This is a genomic window from Bacteroides sp. OM05-12 (assembly GCF_003438995.1).
Lineage (GTDB): Bacteria > Bacteroidota > Bacteroidia > Bacteroidales > Bacteroidaceae > Bacteroides.
Genome location: NZ_QSUN01000014.1, coordinates 50,009 through 71,883, shown reverse-complemented (window position 1 = coordinate 71,883; position 21,875 = coordinate 50,009). Strand labels below are relative to the sequence as shown.

Sequence of the window (21,875 nt, the reverse complement as noted above, 5' to 3'; positions counted from 1 at the left end):
CCTAACGTCTCCTTCTGCCTAAAATATCCTTAATACCATCCAAATCAAACGAAAGCGTAAAACGTAAAGTTTGGTCCAATGGATTACTTTGGGCTGTAGATATAAGGTAAGCAGCATCCAAAGAAAATACACTCATACGAAAACCGGCACCCATTGTAAAGTACTTACGATTACCTTTATTTGCATTTTCATGATGATAACCGGCACGTACAGAGAATTGATTATGATACATATACTCGGCACCTATTGAGACCTGTATTTCCTGAAGTTCTTCTTTAAATCCTCCCGGAGCATCACTCCATGATTTAAATATACCCTTTATTGGAGATTGGTCAAAATAGTCCTCCTGCAAGCGATCCTGATACTCTATATCATCTTCATCCTCTCTTTTCTGAGGCATAGTTGGTACCATCAATTTATTGATATCGGCATTGATAGAGAAAGTATTATAGTCATCAATAGGAATCAACAAAGAACCTCCTAAACGGAAATTAGTCGGCAAGAAAGCACTCGTATTCCCACTATCATAAGAAATCTTACTACCAATATTAGATAAGTTCAAACCGAAAGCAAGCATACATTCTCGTTGCCCCATCATGATGTAGTTATTATAATATAGAGCAATATCCGCAGCGAAAGCAGATCCCGGACTTACAGAGGCATCCTGCTTATAAGCTAAATCGGAATAGATATATCTCAAAGCTACGGCAGCAGAAAAGGTCTGTGAAAGCATACGCGAATAAGCTACGTCAACGGCCATTTCATAAGGCTTAATGGTTCCTTGATTCTCACCGGTAGTTCCAGTCAATGGTACTTCTCCCAAAGAGAAATATCTTAAAGAAGCACTGATAGCCTGATAATCACCAATTCGCATATAGCCTGATAAATAAGCAAGGTCAATGTCATTAACCAATTTCCGAAGCCAAGGTGTATATGAGATACCGATTCCCGCACGACTTACCGTAAAAGGGTATTTTGCCGGATTCCAATACTGAGAATTGACATCCGGATCAGTCGCAGCACCAACATCACCCAAACTACCGCCACGAGAATCCGGAGCGATTCCCAAAGAATTGACTCCCGTATTTACCGGATTAAATTTATTTTTTATGTCTTGTGCCTTAAGTGTTCCGCAAACACATAGAACAAAGAATAAAATAACAGTTATCTTTACTTTTCTCATTGATATTTCCAACTTATATTCTATTATAAAACTCGTTATCTAATCGATTATTGCCCTACTATGACTATTTTTTTCGCTTTTGTACTTTCCTTACTTCCGCCCGAAGATACGGACGCTTTAAAGAGATAAATACCCGGAACTAATCTTTGTCCCCCGCTTGTTGTCAGATTCCAATCTATATAATAATAATTAGAAGAAGAAACTCCGCTTTCTTTATAAGTCCAGAGAGTTCTGCCGGCGAAGTCACAAACCATAATATTCACATCCAATTCGGAATCCGGACGATCATGGCTCAGAATAAACGTGGTACCTTCTTTTGCCGGACTATTTGTGCAAGTCACATCAAGCAATCCGGGACTTAATCCTTTCACAACTTCAAATTCCAATGTGGAAACGGAAGAATTATTCTTAATATCCCAAGCTCGGAACAATAGGGTATGCTTCCCTTCCGGAAGTTCCGGCAAACTATAGCGTACCACACCTTTGGTATAATCACCTAAAACCGATTCATAATAATTATTCAGCACATAGGTGTAAAGAGGAGAATTATCTATCATAGCAACCAAATCATGCCCGATTCCATTGCCTACGGTATTCACTCCATCTTCATCTTCAAGTTCTGCTACTAAGAAAGGCGTCTCATTCACTTTTCCTCCATAAACAAAATCCGGTCTGTTTAAATAAAGATTAATCTTAGGGCCAACAGAATCAGTATCCATAGCACCGTCTTCTGTACCGCCAATTAAGAAATCAGTAAATACTCCTTGCCCTTCATGGGTCTTATCACCATTTACAGCGTATAAATTAAGTAGTCCGCTTTCATTCGAATAATTTATATCCAAAGGAACCGGAAATTGGAATTCAAATCTTCCGGAACGCACAGAGTCACTACCTGCAAACAGTGTTTTAGTACGATCACGATAAGTGAAAGGTTCAGACTTCGGATCACTATAATTGTTACGTGTAGTAATCACCTCTTCATTATCCAATACAGTCGGATGAACGGTACCTATAAAATCTTCAGCTAAATCACCATTTGTATTCAATATATGTCCTTTCACAGAAACCTTACCGCCTGCTTTTATTGTAGGCATCTTTCCTTCTACAGATACACCATTAAATTCATCCACTACAATTTTATATTCAGGAAAAGCCAAACGTAAAGCCGGATCTCCTAAAAATACAAACTGAAGATTATTAATATTAGGTTTTACGGTAGAAATATAGGTCTTTGTTTCTCTTACAGCATCACCTAACCTACGATAACCATTTTCTGTCTTCGAAAAAAGGAATCTCACAAATATTGAATCCATTCTACAATTAGGATCTGCATATACAGTTCTAGTTGTTGTTAATAATCCTATAGCCCCTCCTTTAGGATTTAAAAATGCAACTTCCCCAAAAGTACTTTCATTCCGATCAAAAGGCGTAACTTCACACGCAGCAGTAACCCAAAATGGTGCTTTCGGAGAAGACATTTTAGCCACATCAGCTACCGTTAAAACCAGTTCATCTGAGAGAGCATGTGCCGCTCCATGCCCTACATAATTCATAAACAACAACCCATCATTACTCAATTCCATGATACGTTTAGTAATTTCAGGATATGAATCTCCTGTAGCCGTAGTCTCCTTTTTATAAGCATCCCAATAGATTCTTTTTACCAATAAAGCAGGATTATATTTTTCGGCCAAACGTGATACAGCATCCGCCTGTTCCATATGTATATTCAAACTACTATCACCATCCTTTCCATCATCCCCTAAGAAACAAACCACATTTTTCCATGAGCCGGCATCTTTATTTTCAATATAAGCGATTATTTTATCCACAACTTCTTTCGCTTGAGCAGAAGTCCTTACAGGGAAACGTCCTACTCCTATATCCGGAGCATCATTGATATGACTATTTATATTCAAGCCCGAAGTATCAGACAAAAAGCCAAAATAATCATCAATCACATAAGAATTTGTATCACTAACTGAGTTTACAGATTCATAACACAACACAAAGTCGTTTTGGGTATATTTACTCCAATTAGATGACAACAAACGGTTATCAAAAGCTGCATCTCCAAACAGTAGTAAATATTTAGGATCAGCACTACCTTTTCCACGCTCGTACAACATCTTCATAAGCCAGCGATAAGCAGTTCCGTCCGGAGTCCCGGAAGAAAACTCATTATAAATCTGGTCCGTTGTCACAATCTCAGTAACCAAATCATCATACTTAGCATGAGCATCAGCCAAACGCTTTGCTTGTCTCATAAAATCATTATTTGGAGGAGTAATAATAATCATATCCACATCTCTCAATTGATGAAGATTCTGATTGGGTACTTCCCCTACTACTTCAATCTTTTTAAACGCATTACCTTTGGTATTTACTACAACAAACTCATTCAAACCAGACACTTCACAAGTAAAAGAATACTGATTGCCTGATAGGTCTCCTACTACCTGTTTATAATCCTTTGAATTAGCTATATCCCAAACAACAGCATTTTCGTTAGCATTCGCTATTACAAACTTTACTTTTCCTGATTCTTTTGTACGAAAAGCCGTATAAGCATTATACAAAGCCAGATTGCGTACATAATTTAAAGCAATATAGTCTAAGCGTCCCGATATTCCATTATTCCGGTTATGAGTTAAAGTTACAACGGTTTTAGCATTCTTGCTATCAGACCATTCATAAGTTTTCTCCGTATATGCAGCCTTACTAAATTCAGGTGCAGCAGAAATAGTCAGATTCCCGGCCAATGCACTCCCATTGACCGATACAGCAACTGATGTAGTAGTCTTATCGTAAGCAGAGAAACCGACTGTTATCCAGCCTTTATCATTTGTAATCCCTGTAAGGTCATTAAAAGTATACGATTTCGTATTCCCATTCTTGTAATCGTAGCTTTCAAAAAGTTTACGCCCTTCTTCAAGCCATGCAAATTCCTCTTTCTCATATACCGCATAATCGGGGAAAGTAGTAACCGTTTTTGCTCCATCCTCTGATAGTGAATTTTCTTTAGGGAAAGTCATTGGATTATCCCCTTCCGTCAAGAAATAGCAACCATAAGTTGAATAATGGTTTTGAGTATGCCTGTAAATAGAATCGTTCTTATCTGAAGAGAGTGAATTAGCCGATTTATCCCAGCGCACTGTGCCGTAACCATAGAAAAGGACATAGCTTTGTTCACGCCATAAAGGTACTTCTTGCAAATCGTCGATTTTAGGCTTCCTCAAATCTTCATATAACAGTCTTCCTCCATAACCATAAAGTTTAACTTTGGAAGGATCCGAAAAGCCCATCTTCGTCAATTCACTATTGGCAATCTGATATACTCCGCTTTCGTTCACACGGATCTTTACCCACTTCCCGGAAGCAAGAACAGAATTCTCTGCATATTTTTCCTCCACAGAGGAACGCGTCGCCGCACGGGCCGACAAAGGTTTTTCTTTCTTATTAAAGGCTAACTTAAAAGAATTTATTCGTTGGTAAGTTCCATCTTTATAAACCAAAGGGACAAAGGTTACAACTAAACTTCCAATTCTGGCAGAGACTTTCACAGATGTTTTAACCTCAGGATAAGCAGGAAGTTGTACTTCGGATTTCTCAATAGCAGCAATCTCCTTTTTATTCAATGGTATAAACTCCGGATACTCAATCTTCACATCATAAAAATAGGAATCATAATCCCTACCAAGATCAATCACATGAGTGTAATATGGTAAATGATCATCCGTATAATGATAAGCACCGGCAAATCCGGGCATATCGGTTTCTACTTTATCAAATCCAATATAGATCGGAGAAGGATTTTTCCAATCCAATGAAATAAATCCCTGAGCAGCAAGAGTGCCCGAAAGCACTATGGATAAAAGCAACAGTATATAATTACGGATATGCATACATCCTCCTATTTAGTAAGAAAACTACTTATCTGACATAAAAGTCGAGCAGTTTTTCATCTTCCAGATAGCCTTGCAAATGCTGTCCGATACTTACAGGTCCCACACCAACCGGAGTTCCTGTAAAAAGAAGATCGCCAATTTTCAATGTAAAGAATCTACTTATCCAAGCTATTATCTCATCTACTTTAAACAACATATCAGCCGTACAACCTTGTTGGACTTTTTGTCCGTCTATCGTCAAACTGAAATTAAGGTTTTGTATATCTTTAAACTGTTCTACGGGAACAAAACGTCCAATAGCAGCTGAATTATCAAAACCTTTTGAGATTTCCCACGGATTACCGGCTGCGCGGAATTTCCGTTGCAAATCTCTTGCCGTAAAGTCAATGCCTACCGTCACTGCATCATAACAACGATGTGCAAAGCGCTCCGAGATATTTTTGCCCAGACGATTTATCCTTACCACTAATTCCGTTTCATAATGAACCTCATTCGAAAAATCCGGAATAAAAAATGGCTTTCCATCTTTCAGCAAAGCAGAATCGGGCTTCATAAAGATGACCGGCTCTTCTGGTATTATTAACGCATGATCCAGCTCTTTATTGTGTTCGACGTAGTTCATTCCTACGGCAAATATCTTCATTATTTTATTTGATTAAAATTTAAACGATTAAACATTACGGCCAAGTGAGCATATAAAGAGGTGTTTTGCACCACAATATTCTCAGGAACCCGTATTCTGAACGGGGTAAAATTCCAAACAGCTTTAATACCACCATCAACCATCTTGTCTGTTATTTCCTGAGCAATATTGATCGGAACAGTAAGTACACCGATATTCACATTATACTCTTTCATCTTTGCAACAAAATCGTCCGAATGGAAAATAGGAATCCCATTTATATCTCTTCCTATCAAATCCGGATTTATATCAAAAGCCGCAACAATTTCCAACCCAAAATGATTCAAACCGGAGTCACGCAATAAAGCACCTCCCAAACTACCGACACCAAACAAAAATGCCTTATGCATATTCGTAAAGCCAAGAAAATCTTCAAGTACATCGATCAATGCGTCAATCTCATAACCAACACGTGTACGGCCGGATATATTAACATAAGACAAATCCTTTGCTATTTGCGATGCATCAATATTTATTTCTTTAGAAATCTGGGTAGAGGAAACAAACTGCTCTCCTCTCTCTCTCATCAGCTTGATGTTAGACAGATACCACGGAAGTCTACGCAATGTCGGCTCCGGTACTTTATCATGTTCTTTTAGCATACGATTACTCATATTTCCTGGTATTATTGGCAATGTGCAAAAGTACATTTTTTTTTGTTATTGACAATTCTATCTACTAAAAGCTTAATAGAGATTAAACAAAACATGAAAAATCCATGCTAATTTTGCACAATCAATCATTGTTTAATACTTTTGAGCACAAATAAATGAACAAGGCATGAAAAATAACGATTGGAAAGAACGGCTCAACGTAGTATATTCCACAAATCCCGATTTCAAATACGAGACTGATGAGAGAGAAGAACAAGAAGAAGTAGATAAGGGAAAGCAAAATCTTCGTGTCTCTATTGAGAAAAAGAACAGAGGAGGAAAAATAGTAACTCTCATTACCGGATTCATCGGCACAGAGGAGAGCTTAAAAGAATTAGGAAGACTGCTGAAAACAAAATGCGGTGTTGGCGGCTCGGCAAAAGACGGAGAAATTATCATCCAAGGGGATTTCAAAATAAAGATAATAGAACTATTGAAGAAAGAGGGTTATTCCAAAACGAAATAAGGCAAGAATCATTTATAATAGATTTATTCATCCATTCTTAACTCTATTATAATGAATATTCAGCATACGGTCGATTGATTACAAACGATAGGAGTTTGTGAACAAACGACCGTATCTTTGTTCGCAATCGTCCGTATGTTCTTTTGCAAACGATCTGATGATTAAAAGAAACATCAAGATCATTAAAATCACCAAAGGGAGCGTTGTTCAACACACAAGGGAGTGTTGCCTAACGCTCAAGGGAGCGATAGCTTACATCTACTGGAGCGTAAGACATCGCTCCCTTAGGCGTTTTAGCTTACCGATTTGCCGATTTAGCTGTTATTCAACTTTTACTTAGACTAGCCTTCACCTTATCACTTTTATTCTTTCGTCTCTAATTCATAAATGGTTATAGTGAAAGTAACTTTTTCGCAGATTATTTATTTCCATAGCTCATACATAAAGTTCCAAAAACAATGGTCATTTGGACGAATTATATGGTTTCGTTATATTAAAAGTGAATAAACATCCCTTTAATACAAGGGAATTCAGTTATCTTTTGTATTTTTGTGCAATTCAAAGAAACAATTGTATAAAAAGAAAATTCTGTGGAGTCTAAATTTAAAGACATTTATATCGGTAAAATTATTCAGCAAAAAGTTGATGAACGTCACATTAGTTACGCAGAGTTTGCCAGACAGATACACTGCGCACGTACTTCACTTTATCATATTTTCAATAGTAAAAATATAGATGTAGAAAGGCTTTTGCTTATCTCTGAAGTTTTACAATATAATTTCATTGAAGAGATTTACCTTAAAAGGAGTTCACAACAGGAAAAAGAGTATCCTTACATTGTTATTCCAATTAAGAATCAAAATATAGATATCAGCCATTTGCCGGAAGAATTCAAAGAGCTGCTAAGGCACGAATTACTGTAGGGAAAAAGGTCGTTTCTGTATAAAATTTAATCATAGGTCGTCATCTTCAAGTCCTCTCTGAGGTATAACTTTGCAACGATTATTACATTACCAAATCTAATGAACGATATATATAACATTATTCTTAATATAGGAGCATTTATCTTTACATTTATCTTTAAATTAAATATAATCCCCCCAAAAAGTAAGTTTAAAAAGTTCATAGAAGGACAAAACAATCTATTAGCAAACATAAAGAATGAAATTCCGGATAGCATTACTAATGTTATTTGGATTCACGCGTCTTCTTTAGGGGAATATGGAGTAGCACGCCCTATTATAAAAAAACTAAAAGAGGAAAAAGGTTATACTATCATCGTAACATTCTTTTCTCCAACCGGTTATGAAGCATTAGAACATCATCACCCTGATGTTGATCATGTATTCTACTTACCTTTAGATACATCCAAAAACGCATACGCTTTTTTAGATATCATACGCCCTCAAAAGGCTATATTCATTATATCAGAATATTGGTTGAATTACTTATCCGAGCTTAAAAAAAGAGAAATTCCCACCTACCTGATTTCTGCGATTATCAAAGATAATGCTCCTTTCTTTAAATGGTATGGCAGTTTGTTTAAGAAATCGCTAAATACGTTTACCCATTTCATGGTTCTAAACAAGAAATCAGAAAGCAACTTGAATAAACTGGGATACTTTAATGTAAGCCTGACGGGGGACCCTTTATTCGATAATGCTATTGCCGTAGCCTCTACTCCATGGAAAGATGACATAATAGAAGGTTTTGCAGGACAAAGAGACTTATTCATAGCCGGCAGTATCAGTGATAAAAAAGATATAAACCTAATTTGTTCTTTAGCCAACAAATTCAGAGACACCCACTTCGTGATCATACCACATGAGATTACCGAAGAAATGCTGAGCCAAATAAAATATAATCTGGACGGAAATGCGATTTATTATTCCGAATGCAATGCTGATACAGATTTCTCAAGTACACAAATATTAATCGTTGATTGTTTGGGAGTATTGGCTTACCTTTATCGTTATGGGAAGTGGGCTTACGTAGGAGGAGGATTCACACCTTATTTACATAGTATCATAGAAGCTACAGTTTACGGACTTCCCGTAGCTTTTGGCCCTATGATTCACAGAAAAGTTACACCCCATCAATTAATCGAATTAGGGATTGGTAATATTGTACGTTCAGCGAGTGACATTCAGAAATGGTTTGAGACTATCAAAGATAATCCAAACAAAATAAAGGAAATAAAAGACATAGCTTTGAACTATACGCAAAACAATAGTGGAGCGACTTCGGTTATAGTCAACTTATTAGAAAAGTAATGAAAAATAAGATTTTATATAATATACTGATCGGTTTATTAACACTATTAGCCTGCTTACCGCTGAAAGTGCTCTATATACTTAGTGATATAGGCACTGTCATTATATATTATATAGTACGTTATAGAAGAAAAACCGTAAGACATAATCTGTTATTAGTTTTCCCCGACAAATCTATCCATGAAATAAAAAAGATGGAATTTAAGTTCTACCGTCATTTTTGTGATTGCATTATTGAGACAGTCAAGCTACTACATATCTCCGACAAAGAAATAGACCGTAGAGTAAAACTGAGCAATGGAAGTCTCATCGAACAAATAGCAGAGAGCAATCGCCCGATTGTCTTGTTTTTAGGTCATTACTGTAATTGGGAATGGGTTCAAGCTATCAGCCGACATTATAAACGCCCTAAAATCAACGGAGAAATATATCGTCCGGTACATGATCCGGTAATGGATAAAATCATGTTAAAGATACGTTCCAAGTTCGGTCATATTCTTATTCCGCAAAAGAAAGCGGTTCGTACCATACTTGCATTAAAAAACACGAACGAATCATTCATGATCGGATTTATTTCCGACCAACGTCCCAATAGTTCCAACTTAAATCACTGGACGACATTTCTAAACCAAGAAACGGCTTATAGCGCAGGAGGAGAAGAAATAGGGAAGAAAATCAATGCTGAATATGTTTATCTGGATATTGAAAAAGTTAAAAGAGGGTACTACGAAATGACATTCAAAATCGTTACCCCACAAGAAGGAGACGGAAAATATCCGTATACATTACAATTTATGCAAATGATGGAAACGACCATACTGCGCGCACCCGAATATTGGTTATGGTCTCACAAACGATGGAGATTTTCAAAACAAGATATATTAAATAAACAACAACAAATAAAATGAAAATAATTTGCGTAATACCGGCACGTGCCGAGTCTTCTCGTTTTTTTGAGAAGCCGTTAGCTCCAATATGTGGTAAGCCTATGATACAATGGGTATACACACACTGTAAGGAAGTTGATTGTTTTGAAGAAGTTTATATTGCAACGGACAGTGAAAAAATAAAATCAGCTTGCGAAAGTTTCGGCGCTAAAGTTATCATAACAGCATCGACTCATGATACTGCCACCGAACGTTTATATGAAGTATCCACGAAGATTCCGGCAGACCTTTACGTTATGGTAAATGGTGATGAGCCCTTACTTACCAAAGAAGCAATCATCCAGTGCATTCCTTCTGATTATGACCCGGAAAGCTTATACGTATCAAATCTGATGACAGATTTTACTAATCCGGTAGAGGTAGTAGATGCCACCAATTTAAAGATCGTCACAGATGAACACAATCGTTGCTTGTTTATCTCGCGCAGTCCGATACCTTACCCCAAAGGCAATATGGATTATGTATATCAGAAATTCGTAGGAGTCGGTGCATTCAACAAAAAAGCACTGGAATTCTATCATAATACTCCACGCGGACCAATCGAAAAGATCGAAGAAAACGATTCTTTCCGCTTCATCGAGCATAATATGCCTATTTATTATTATAATTGTCATTGCAAATCATTGTCTGTTGACACACCAAAAGATATCCTTGGCGTAGAAAACTACCTGAAGAACGCTTAACCTATTTCGTAATTAATGGCAGATTTAAGAAACATCACAATTGGCCTTGATGGGAAAAAGGCATTAAACAATCTTACAGGCATAGGTAATTATAGCCGGTTTGTAATAAACAACTTAGCTTCCAGGAATCCGGAAGCTAAATTTATCCTTTTTTCTCCCAAGAGTAACAATCGTATAGCAAAATTAAATCTACAGGAAAGCGAGAATATCAGCATTACTCTTTCACCATTTTCTAACTCACTACGTAGAGAATGGTGGAGATGTTATGGCATTGTTTCTGATTTAAAACAGAAAAGCATTGATTTGTACCATGGTCTCAGCAATGAACTTCCTTTCGGTATTCATAAAAGCGGTATTCCCTCGATTGTGACCATTCATGATCTTATTTTTCTACGTTATCCTCAGACCTTTAACTTTTGGGATAGAAATATCTTAAAACTTAAAGTAAAATATGCCTGTCTTCACGCAGATAAGATTATCGCAATAAGCCAGCAGACTAAAAATGATATTATCAATTATTATCATGTAGACGAGCAGAATATTGAAGTTATCCTACAAGGATGTGCTGCTAATTATTACATAAAAGTCGAGCCTGATTCTATCTCAGAAGTAAAGCAGCGTTATAAGCTTCCTGAGAAGTACATATTAACAGTAGGAACTATCGAGAAGCGAAAGAACCATAAAACGATTATTAATGCGTTAGCATCTGTACCGGATATCCCTCTTGTTATTGTCAGCAAAAAAACGAAGTTACAAGAGGAATTGGAAAAGCAAATCAAAAAATTAAATCTATCGGATAGAGTACATATTGTTAACAATGTGTCAAACCAAGATCTACCGGCAGTATATCAGGGTGCCAGTCTATGTATTTATCTATCATTTTTCGAAGGGTTCGGCATTCCTATACTCGAAGGAATAGCGTCAAATATACCCGTTATCGCAGCTAAAGGGTCATGCCTTGAAGAAGCTGGAGGTGATGCTTGTGCTTATTGTGAGCCATTCGACGAATCGGAGCTTGCCAAACTTATTACAAAGATTCTCTCCGATGAACAAATGCGAAATACAATGATTGCAAAGGGTACACAGCATATCGAGAAGTTCAAACCGGAAGTATCTGTCGCCCGATTGGAAAAATGTTATGAGAACCTATTAAAACAAAGAAGATAATGAACTTCTTTTATTATAATCCTATAGGTAAGGCTGTTGACAGAATGATTTATTTTATCTGTTCTGTCATCATTTATATTATTCCTGCTTCTTTCTTTAGAATGATGCGCCCACTATGGATTCGCCAAGGCAAACATTACGCTACAAACATTACAGAGCGCGTAGATTATTACTGTCGATTCTCTAAATGCACCTTACCAACGGATAACAGTACCCTCATCCGCAATTATAAATTTCCTTTCCGGAAGAAGAAGAAACTATCTACTTATTTCTTTGACTTATACAAAGAAATAATTTATTTCAATAAGAACTTTCGATTCTTTTATGAGTTTGGGGATATTACAACCGAACCATCCGTCCCTTCCATAGTAAAAAGTCGTCCGATAACTAATGGAAGGTTTAGCAATTCAGTTATTATGAAACTGAATAGAAAAAGACATTTCAAGTTCATTCATGACTCCAAATCTTTTCGCGAGAAGAAAGACATGATTATTTCACGAAACTACGTATGCCAACCCCACCGTATTTTATTTTTAAGAAAATATTTTGGTCATCCGATGTGTAATGTCGGCCAAATCAATGGAGACGTTATAGACGGGCATACAGAATGGATAAAAGAATTTATTCCGATAAAGGAACAGCTAAACTATAAGTTTATATGTTGTATCGAAGGCAATGACGTTGCAACCAATTTAAAGTGGGTAATGTCGTCAAATTCTCTTCCGGTAATGCCAAAACCCACCTACGAAAGTTGGTTTATGGAGGGCACACTAATCCCTGACTATCATTATGTAGCCATAAAACCGGACTATTCTGATCTGATAGAACGAATGCAATTTTATATAGAGCATCCGGAAAAAGCCGAAACAATTATTCGTAACAATCACGAATACATAAAGCAATTCAAGAATAAAAGTAAAGAAAAACTAATTTCCTTACTTGTCTTACAAAAATATTTTCTAAATACCGAACAAGTAAAACATTGATATGAAGCCAATAAAAGAACTACTTATAATAAGAATGTCTGCTCTCGGAGATGTTGCCATGACAATCCCCATCATTTATTTATTGGCAGAACAAAACCCTTCTATATCTATCCGGGTACTAACTCGGGAAAGATTTAAAGGGTTATTCTTTTCTTGTCCTGCAAACATTTCTATTATTAGTTGCGACTTTGGGCTCTCAAATGGTATATTAGGAATATGGAGACTATTCAAATGCATAAAAAAATACCATATCGATGCAATAGCTGATTTACATGGTATATTACGTTCATATATATTAGATTTCTTATTCGCAATTACAGGAACTAAAGTGGCTATCGTCCATAAATCCCGTAGCAAAAGGAAAGCATTAACCCGTCTAAAGAACAAGCGAAAAGTTCAACAAAAAAGTTTTTTCGATCGATATGTAGAAGTATTCAAGCGATTAGGACTTGATGTACAACTTTCACAAAACTCCTCATATCTTCCTGTGATAACCAAAGAAGATAGGAAAGAGAACATAAAAAGGATTGGTATAGCCCCTTTTGCACGTTACTTTACAAAAGTATATCCGGCAGAACTCATGAAAACCGTCATCAACAATTTATCACAGAAAGGATATGCTATATACTTATTCGGTAACGGAGCACATGAATATAACATCATGCAATCATTGATAGCAGAAAGTCCTAACGCTTCTATTGTTCCGGATAAGTTATCTTTCCAAGAACAGTTGGAATTTATGGCAACATTGGATGTAATGGTCAGCATGGATTCGGCCAATATGCATTTAGCATCTTTAGTAAATATACCGGTAGCATCTATCTGGGGAGGTACAACTCCTCTTTGCGGGTTTCTCGGATGGCAACAATCGAAAGAGAATGCAATATGCATGGATCTCCCTTGTCAACCTTGCTCCATCAGCGGAACGGCAGAATGTCCACTGCATCATTTTTCCTGCATGAATTCAATATCTCCCGATAGAGTTATTCAAAATATAGAGAATATTATCACATTAAATAAAAATAAAAGATCATGATAAAAAAAGGTATTATTTATATTATCAGTCATCTTGCACTTTGTCTCGCCATTTTCTTATTCATTCAAAAGCCCATATTCCTTTTATACAATTGGCAGCATGGTGGTTCACAATGTACATTTTCCGACCTGACAAAAATCTATTACCACGGATTGCCGCTAGATTTAGCAACAGCCGGATATTTAACCATCATTCCATTTCTTATCATCTGGATATATCTGGTATTTCCTAAATTAAATCCTCGTAAAATACTTATGGGATACGATGGAATAATAGCTCTGTTATTATCAATTATAACCTTGGCTGATGCTTCTCTATATGAATTCTGGGAGTTTAAATTAGACGCTACCGTTTTTCTATATTTAGATGATCCGAAGAATGCATTTGCCAGTGTCTCCCTTGCTTATATAGCTATAAGAGTATTAGCTATTATCATACTTGCAGGTATTTACTTTTTAGTTTTGGCGTTCCCGATACGTAAAATCGAATTTAAACAAACCTACCAAAGGAAGTGGATACTTACTCCAATATACATGATTCTATTAGGTGGATGTATCTTTGCAATGATACGTGGAGTAAGAATATGGCCTAATACTCCGGGAAGAGCATTTTACTCAAAAACAGCATTCCATAATCATGCGGCATTAAACCCTTTATTCAACATAGCCTATACTACTTCCAGAACAGAAAAATTTGATGACCAGTTCAATTTCTTCCCGAAAGAAAAGTGCGAACTGATTTATGCACCGTTATTCCCCACAAAAGGCAATACAACAGAACATTATCTGAATACGTCACGTCCCAATATATTAGTTATCGTGCTGGAAGGTTTCGGAGCTGTATTTATTGAAAACTTGGGTGGGATGAAAGATGTTGCTCCTAATTTTAACAGAATATCCGAAGAAGGAGTATACTTTACCCAATGTTATTGCAGCAGCTTCAGAACCGATCGTGGAATCGTTTCCGCCCTAAGCGGTTATTTGGCCCAACCAACCACAAGTATTATGAGATATTCCCACAAAATACACACATTGCCAGGATTACCTAAAAGTCTGAAAAACTACGGTTATGAAACACAGGCATTATATGGCGGTGACATAACTTTCTTCAATATGTCGGACTATTTTATAGCCGCGGGGCATGATAAGTTAGTAAGCCAAGATAATTTTCCTGCTTCAGAGCGCACAACAAAATGGGGAGTACCCGATCACACAGCATTCGAATGGCTCTACCAGGATATCCAACAAAAGCATGAACAACAAAAAGCCCCTTGGTATACCACTTTTCTAACCATTAGCTCCCATACTCCTTTTGACGTTCCTTACCATAGACTCGAAGATGTAAAATTCAACGCGTTTGCATACACCGACAGCTGCTTCGGTGATTTCATTGACCGGATAAAAACCACTCCCGCATGGGATGACCTATTAATCGTTTGTACTGCCGATCATGGTTTTAATCACCAAGAAATTGCATCGCCAGACTTTCCTCATATTCCGATGCTACTTCTTGGAGGAGCAATCAAAGAACCTTGTAAGATTGATAAAATCATGAGTCAGACAGACCTTCCGGCTACAGTTCTCGGACAACTCGATATACCTCATGAGGAGTTTATCTTTAGTCGGGATGTTCTGGCAGATACATACATATATCCATTTGCTTTCAATACATTTAACAATGGATTTAATTTCCGGGATTCTACCGGTTGTACAGTTTATGACAATACTGCTAACCGAGCGTTATACGGTAAAGATGAAAATAGAGAAGAAAAAGGAAAAGCAATATTACAAACATTATATGATGACCTAAGCAGTAGATAGATTAGATAACAGGTAAAAGGCAGCAATAAACACGACAATTCTAATAAAATAGTGCGGAGATTACATGATGGTCTCAGCTGTTGATATATATAATATAATAGAAATTAATAATAAACACGACAATTCCAATGAAAAATAATTCAGGCTGCAAAGCAAGTCTTATCATTTCAATCTATAAAAACTGTGTATTCTTAAAGGCAGTTTTAGACAGTTTACCTTTCCAAACGGAACAAAACTTTGAGATTATTATTTCAGAAGATGGTAATGACCCAGAGGTAAAAAGGTTTATTGATAACTATCCATTCCAAAATCCCCATAAGCACTTAGTACAGGAAGATTTAGGATGGAGAAAGAACAGAGCTTTAAATAGAGCAATCCTTGCAGCCAGTGCAGAACAATTGATATTCATCGATGGCGATTGCATTCTTCATCCCCGCTTCATTGAAATACATACCACATATTTTCAACAAGACAGGATTCTTGCCGGGCTGCGAGTCTTCCTAAACGAAGAACAATCCACGCAGGTGCTGAAATCAACCCAACATATACAAAAGATACAGTTCATTATCTGGAAAGCATTAATAAAAAGCGATGGTATAAAAAGACCGGAAGAGGGTATATTTTGTTCGCCTACAGGATTCATGGCATTCATACCCAAATTAAGGAAACTGGACTATCTGACAGGATGCAACATGTCATTTTCAAAAACTGCAATTATGAGTATTAATGGTTTCGACGAAGATTACGACAAACCAGCCTATGGGGAAGATACAGACTTAGTATGGCGCTTTAAAATGGCAGGATATAAATTCTACTCTTTAAGAAATCTTGCAGTCCAATATCATTTAAACCATCCTCGTTCATGGACAGATCAATCGGAAAATATGAATAAAGGTATGACAAAACAACAACGAAAAGAATATATATGCAAGCTAGGAATCGCTTTGCATCTTCAAAGACAAAAATAAAAAAAGAACTGTCTCAAATTAAACTACTGATGATAGAAGATCATGGTAGTTTAATTTGAGACAGTTTTCCTATTTATTCAGTTATTGGCTTATTCTGCTCTTAATGTAAAACGTTTGAAAGCAACAACCGTCAAATCTTTATCTGAATCTTTCAAGACATCAGCTACAGTTTTCTTAGGATCCATAATATCCTCTTGCTTCAACAAACAAACTTCTTTGTAGAATTTGCTGATACGGCCCATAGCGATTTTCTCAATCATATTTTCAGGCTTACCTTCTTGACGAGCTTTATCTGCTGCAATTTCTTTTTCACGTTCCAAAATTACAGGATCTAAATCTTTTTCATCAATAGAAAGCGGATTCATCGCAGCAATCTGCATAACAACTTCATGAGCAACTTTTTCATCAGCAGCCTTATTGAAAGCAGCAATTGTACAAAGCGCATTCTTTCCTTGGTGGTTATAAACTGCAGTTGCAGGACCTTCAACGAACATATATCCGTCTAATTCCATTTTCTCACCTGTGATACCACTACGATCAACCACTGCTTCAGCAACAGTTGCATTACCCATCGGAAGAGCTTTCACTTCATCCAATGTCTTGCATTTGTTAGCAACGGCAGCATCCAAAATATCTTGAGTTAACTTAACGAAGTCAGCATTCTTTGCAACGAAGTCTGTTTCACATTTCAAAGCGATGATTGCAGCAAATTCACCTGCGCTTTTAGCAAGTACACAACCTTCTGAAGCTTCACGGTCAGAACGTTTCGCAGCAACAGCCTGTCCTTTTTTACGGATGATCTCCATTGCCTTGTCGAAATCTCCTTCCGCATCAGCCAGTGCATTTTTACAATCCATCATACCAGCTCCCGTCATTTTACGCAGCTTGGTTATATCAGCCATACTTACAGCCATAGTCTTCTTTATTTTATTGGGTTTAATATTAGTTTAAAAACAGTTGAGAGTCGAAAGTTGAGAATTGAGAGTTATATAAGCATGACTCTCCACTTTCAATTCTCAACCCTCAACTCTCAATTATATTAAGCTTCTTCGTCTTCTTTCAAGAAAGCGGCAGCTTTAGCAGCATTGATTGCTTCTTCTTCAGCTTTGTCCAATCTTGCTTTTGCTGATTTTTTCTTTCCCTTAGTAGCAGGAGCCTCACCGGCAGCTTCCATATCAACTTTTTCAGCCTTTCTTTCCTCTAAACCTTCTGCCATTGCAGCACAACAAGCATCAAGGATTACCTCGATAGATTTTGTAGCGTCATCATTTGCAGGGATAACGAAATCTACATTGCTAGGATCTGAATTGGTATCTACGACAGCAAACACAGGAATACCTAAACGGTTAGCTTCACGAACTGCAATATTTTCCTTCATTACGTCGATTACGAACAATGCAGAAGGAAGACGGGTCAAATCAGCGATAGAACCTAGGTTCTTTTCCAATTTAGCACGTTGACGTGAAATTTGAAGAATTTCTCTCTTAGAGAGATTAGAGAAAGTACCATCGCTAGTTAACTTATCGATAGTAGCCATCTTCTTAACAGCCTTACGGATAGTCGGGAAGTTAGTCAACATACCACCCGGCCAACGCTCGATTACATAAGGCATATTTACAGATGTAGCTTTGTCAGCCACAACTTGTTTTGCTTGTTTTTTAGTAGCAACAAACAGGACTTTCTTTCCTGATTTTGCGATTTGTTTCAAAGCTTCAGCAGCTTCGTCTATCTTAGCGACAGTTTTATGGAGGTCAATGATATGAATACCATTACGTTCCATGAAAATATAAGGAGCCATTGCCGGATTCCATTTTCTCTTAAGGTGACCGAAGTGGCAACCAGCTTCCAATAATGTATCAAAATTTGTTCTTGACATTGTTTTTTCTTTTAATCGTTTACTTTCTTTTTTGTTTTTCTAAACCAACCGCCGGGTAGTCATCTTGAATCCCGGTAGTTTAGATACTAAACGTAATCCCGCCAGAATCTTCCAGCAAATATTAACGTTTACTGAACTGGAATCTTCTACGAGCTTTCGGCTGACCAGGTTTCTTACGTTCAACAGAACGAGGATCGCGAGTCATAAATCCTTCTGCACGAAGAGCTTTTTTATCATCAGCATTGATTTTCACCAAAGCGCGAGAGATAGCTAAACGCAAAGCTTGTGATTGTCCGGTGAAACCACCGCCACAAAGGTTAACTTTGATGTCATACTTCTCAGCAACTTCAAGTTTATTCAATGGTTGTTTTACAACATACTGAAGAATAGTTGATGGAAAGTACTCTGCGAGGTCTCTCTTATTTATAGTAATCTTTCCTGTACCTTCGCTTACGAATACGCGAGCAATAGCGCGTTTACGTCTGCCTAATGCATTTACTACTTCCATTATTTATTATTTAAGTAAGTTTATATCAATTGTTTTCGGGCTTTGAGCTTCATGTTTGTGTTCGCTACCTGCGTAAACATAAAGGTTACCCAATAATTTCGCTCCCAGTCTGTTCTTGGGAAGCATACCTTTAACGACTTTCTTCATAAGTCTTTCTTCACCGTTCGGTTTAGCGATCAAACGTGCAGGAGTCATTTCCTTTTGTCCGCCAGGATAGCCTGTATATGACAAATAAACACGGTCAGTCCACTTGTTTCCGGTTAATTTTACTTTGTCTGCATTGATGATAATAACATTATCACCGCAATCTACGTGAGGAGTAAAGTTTGGTTTGTACTTTCCTCTCAACAGTTTCGCAACTTTAGCACCGAGGCGACCCAACACCTGATCGGTAGCATCCACAACGACCCACTCTTTAGTGGCTGTTGCTTTGTTTGCAGAAATGGTCTTGTAACTTAAAGTATCCACTCTTAAATTCTTTTTAAATTGTTAACTACTAAAAAACTTTTTTCGCGTGCCTCCAGCCATCAACGGCAAGAGCTACATAACACGCTTATTATTAAAATCTTATCCGTTCGGATAATAATCGGCTTGCAAAAGTACTGCTTTTCTTTGAAATGGCAAAAGAAATCTCTTGTTTTTTGATTATTAGATAAATGGAAGAAATGGTTCTCTACTTCTTTCTACCTATATAATACCTGAATCCGAGTGTGAAATTAACACGTTCGACTCCCATTCTTTCATCCTCTCCCAATTCTCTTTCCGGGATAAGATTTTTATACTTCAATTTGCCAAACGAGCCACCGACCAATCCTAAATCGACACCCAATCCGAAGTGTTTGGACAGCTTATACTCGAAGCCAAGCGTCATATTTGCCGCGATGGTATTCCCATAGACCGCCCCAACACCTTGCGGAGCCGTCACCTTATTATAATACCTCATATAACCGACTCCCAGTTCGTATTTCATTTCCCACTTTTCCCACACTGCTTTCAATGAATATTGAGGAGCAATATAAGTAAGTAATACATTATGATCGAACCCGGAGAAGGTTGTAGACGAATTATATCCGGAATATTGAATACCCCACCCCATATTGTTTTTGAAATATTGATGAAAGGTAGCATCCCAAGTCAAACCGTTACTTAATTCTCTCTCCGCGCGTTTTTCTGACCTGTCCAATCCTTTTGTACGATTATAAATAACACCATAACCCACGTTGAGAGTAAAATCAAACGGACTTGTCTGATAGAGTCTTCTTCGAACTCCATAAGCTTGCCGATAGCCATCTTCTATTTTAAAAGGCGGTTTTTGATTGAGAGTAGAATCTTCCAATAGTATCCGCAAAGCCGTACCTGCAATCTCATGACAAGTACTGCCCCAAAAATTAGGCAACCGATGATCTGTCACCTGAAAAGCATTTCCTCCCATTCTACGCGTTTCTTCCATGGCAAAACCTTTTACGCTTTCATAATCACATTTCGTTGTAAAACCTTTATCCGTAATTGCAACCATGCCTAAAACCTCTGATGACTCCGGCGCTTGCTCTCCATATTCAAACACGCGTACCGGAGCTGTTTTATCCACAGGAGGATATTGTTTAAAAACAGTAGTTGTTATTCTTGGCGAACAACTTGTCAATATAAAAACCAGAAACAGCGTGCATAGAAGTAGATTTGTTTTTTTCATTATAATTTAGTCTATTAAAATGTTTGTCGCTTTGTTTTAATATCCGCAAAGATATATATAAATTATTTACGACAAAGAAATATGCTCATTTATCTTTTAGGAACACCAAATCTAGTATTCCATCCAAGTGTACAGCACACAAATTTCCATTTCTATGCAATTCAAACAAAAATCAAAGCCGTCCAACTTTTAGGAGTGCAGTTCTGTTTAAAAGAACATACGGTCGATTGATGACAAACATACGGTCGTTTGTCTGCAAACTCCTATCGTTTGTAATCAATCGACCGTATGTTGAACGACACGTACTAATACACAATACGTCCCTATGCTATACGATTAAACCAAATAAAAGACAAGTATCTGATCCACAAAGAGATCTCATCCATTCTACATTACCGAACTAAATCTTTCGGATATTTCGGCGGCATATTAACTCTCATCCATATTTCGTGATACCACGTATCCACTGTATTCCCATACTCATCTTTTTCTATATAGAATTTAAGCTTCAACAATCGGTTTTCCTGTATCTCAAAAGTCAGAGTATTAGGTTTACCATTAAGCATGGGAAGATGAATAGAACGGCTGATATTTTCTACATACGTATTATCCGAAGTTTGTTCATACAAGCCTTCTCCCGTAATAATTGCCCCTTTATTAGGAATGACTGTAAAATTTGTGATGTGTCCATCATCGGTCAAGACTTTAAAAGTATTGCCGGGCTTCAATTCACCGGGAATATCAGGCGACTCTGATACATAAAAACACATTTGCCAGATACCTTTCAGATTGGCAGGCTTAAAACTACTATCAGTTTCTTGCGCCATGACATTTATTACCCCCAGCAGCATCGCTGCCAGAATGATAAAAGAATAGTGTTGTTTCATACCTATATATATTATAGTTAATAAAAGGCTTGTCAACAAGGCCACAAAGAAACTTTATACAGAATCAATGTATTTCCAAAATTACAAAATTAATCTATAAATCAAATGCTTTCATTCATATTTTTCATTTCCAGCAAAAGAT

Annotated in this window: 20 protein-coding genes; 10 read left to right on the top strand and 10 right to left on the bottom strand. The window is 37.1% G+C overall.

The annotated features are described in order from the left end of the window. Window position 1: 1 nt before the first annotated feature. The 4 genes from porV to DXB63_RS11700 are packed head-to-tail and all read right to left on the bottom strand — an operon-like array spanning window position 2 to window position 6,387. Window positions 2-1,183: a type IX secretion system outer membrane channel protein PorV gene (gene porV / locus DXB63_RS11715; RefSeq protein WP_122126604.1), complete on the bottom strand. Its 1,182-nt coding sequence runs from the start codon at window positions 1,181-1,183 to the stop codon at window positions 2-4. A gap of 47 nt (window positions 1,184-1,230) precedes the next feature. Next, the gene (porU, locus tag DXB63_RS11710) at window positions 1,231-5,088 is read right to left on the bottom strand and encodes a type IX secretion system sortase PorU (RefSeq protein ID WP_122126603.1); all 3,858 of its coding nucleotides are present in this window, start codon (window positions 5,086-5,088) and stop codon (window positions 1,231-1,233) included. A gap of 28 nt (window positions 5,089-5,116) precedes the next feature. Further along, the gene (locus tag DXB63_RS11705) at window positions 5,117-5,734 is read right to left on the bottom strand and encodes a fumarylacetoacetate hydrolase family protein (protein ID WP_122126602.1); all 618 of its coding nucleotides are present in this window, start codon (window positions 5,732-5,734) and stop codon (window positions 5,117-5,119) included. Further along, on the bottom strand, window positions 5,734-6,387 hold the full coding sequence (locus tag DXB63_RS11700; protein ID WP_122126601.1) for a redox-sensing transcriptional repressor Rex: 654 nt from the start codon (window positions 6,385-6,387) through the stop codon (window positions 5,734-5,736). The genes DXB63_RS11705 and DXB63_RS11700 overlap by 1 nt, the downstream gene beginning before the upstream one ends. Before the next feature lie 166 nt (window positions 6,388-6,553). Between DXB63_RS11700 and DXB63_RS11695 the strand changes: the two genes are divergently transcribed. From DXB63_RS11695 to DXB63_RS11650, 10 genes are all read left to right on the top strand, one after another. After that, window positions 6,554-6,892 (top strand): translation initiation factor, encoded by a 339-nt coding sequence (locus tag DXB63_RS11695; RefSeq protein ID WP_122126600.1) that lies wholly within the window; start codon window positions 6,554-6,556, stop codon window positions 6,890-6,892. A 590-nt stretch (window positions 6,893-7,482) separates the two neighbouring features. After that, the gene (locus DXB63_RS11690) at window positions 7,483-7,815 is read left to right on the top strand and encodes a helix-turn-helix domain-containing protein (RefSeq protein WP_122126599.1); all 333 of its coding nucleotides are present in this window, start codon (window positions 7,483-7,485) and stop codon (window positions 7,813-7,815) included. A gap of 99 nt (window positions 7,816-7,914) precedes the next feature. Continuing rightward, window positions 7,915-9,165, top strand: a complete 1,251-nt coding sequence (locus tag DXB63_RS11685) for a 3-deoxy-D-manno-octulosonic acid transferase (RefSeq protein ID WP_122126598.1) — start codon at window positions 7,915-7,917, stop codon at window positions 9,163-9,165. Then, entirely contained in the window at window positions 9,165-10,073 is a 909-nt protein-coding gene (locus DXB63_RS11680; RefSeq protein WP_122126597.1) for a lysophospholipid acyltransferase family protein, read from the top strand. Before DXB63_RS11685 ends, DXB63_RS11680 begins: the two co-directional genes overlap by 1 nt. Next, window positions 10,070-10,795 (top strand): 3-deoxy-manno-octulosonate cytidylyltransferase, encoded by a 726-nt coding sequence (locus DXB63_RS11675; protein ID WP_122126596.1) that lies wholly within the window; start codon window positions 10,070-10,072, stop codon window positions 10,793-10,795. Before DXB63_RS11680 ends, DXB63_RS11675 begins: the two co-directional genes overlap by 4 nt. 15 nt (window positions 10,796-10,810) lie before the next feature. Further along, entirely contained in the window at window positions 10,811-11,962 is a 1,152-nt protein-coding gene (locus DXB63_RS11670) for a glycosyltransferase family 1 protein (RefSeq protein WP_122126595.1), read from the top strand. Further along, window positions 11,962-12,948 carry a glycosyl transferase family 90 gene (locus tag DXB63_RS11665; RefSeq protein ID WP_122126594.1) on the top strand — a complete coding sequence of 329 codons (987 nt, stop codon included), beginning with the start codon at window positions 11,962-11,964 and terminating at the stop codon, window positions 12,946-12,948. The genes DXB63_RS11670 and DXB63_RS11665 overlap by 1 nt, the downstream gene beginning before the upstream one ends. A 1-nt stretch (window position 12,949) precedes the next feature. Then, on the top strand, window positions 12,950-13,984 hold the full coding sequence (locus tag DXB63_RS11660; RefSeq protein WP_122126593.1) for a glycosyltransferase family 9 protein: 1,035 nt from the start codon (window positions 12,950-12,952) through the stop codon (window positions 13,982-13,984). Next, window positions 13,981-15,804, top strand: coding sequence for an LTA synthase family protein (locus DXB63_RS11655; protein ID WP_122126592.1), 1,824 nt, complete (start codon window positions 13,981-13,983; stop codon window positions 15,802-15,804). The genes DXB63_RS11660 and DXB63_RS11655 overlap by 4 nt, the downstream gene beginning before the upstream one ends. A gap of 128 nt (window positions 15,805-15,932) precedes the next feature. Then, complete coding sequence (locus DXB63_RS11650) at window positions 15,933-16,772, top strand: glycosyltransferase (protein WP_122126591.1); 840 nt, start codon at window positions 15,933-15,935, stop codon at window positions 16,770-16,772. 89 nt (window positions 16,773-16,861) lie between these two features. Here the strand turns inward: DXB63_RS11650 and tsf are convergent, their stop codons facing one another. The 6 genes from tsf to DXB63_RS11620 all read right to left on the bottom strand — a co-directional run bounded on the left by tsf (window position 16,862) and on the right by DXB63_RS11620 (window position 21,733). Next, on the bottom strand, window positions 16,862-17,686 hold the full coding sequence (gene tsf, locus DXB63_RS11645; protein WP_122126590.1) for a translation elongation factor Ts: 825 nt from the start codon (window positions 17,684-17,686) through the stop codon (window positions 16,862-16,864). Between the two features lie 125 nt (window positions 17,687-17,811). After that, window positions 17,812-18,648, bottom strand: a complete 837-nt coding sequence (gene rpsB / locus DXB63_RS11640; protein ID WP_122126589.1) for a 30S ribosomal protein S2 — start codon at window positions 18,646-18,648, stop codon at window positions 17,812-17,814. Between the two features lie 121 nt (window positions 18,649-18,769). Next, window positions 18,770-19,156 carry a 30S ribosomal protein S9 gene (rpsI, locus tag DXB63_RS11635; protein WP_122126588.1) on the bottom strand — a complete coding sequence of 129 codons (387 nt, stop codon included), beginning with the start codon at window positions 19,154-19,156 and terminating at the stop codon, window positions 18,770-18,772. 6 nt (window positions 19,157-19,162) lie between these two features. Further along, complete coding sequence (rplM, locus tag DXB63_RS11630) at window positions 19,163-19,624, bottom strand: 50S ribosomal protein L13 (protein ID WP_122126587.1); 462 nt, start codon at window positions 19,622-19,624, stop codon at window positions 19,163-19,165. Between the two features lie 205 nt (window positions 19,625-19,829). Then, window positions 19,830-20,846, bottom strand: coding sequence for a hypothetical protein (locus tag DXB63_RS11625; RefSeq protein ID WP_122126586.1), 1,017 nt, complete (start codon window positions 20,844-20,846; stop codon window positions 19,830-19,832). A gap of 392 nt (window positions 20,847-21,238) precedes the next feature. Next, a complete protein-coding gene (locus DXB63_RS11620; protein ID WP_122126585.1) occupies window positions 21,239-21,733 on the bottom strand; it encodes a DUF4488 domain-containing protein in 495 nt (164 codons plus the stop codon). Window positions 21,734-21,875 lie beyond the last annotated feature (142 nt).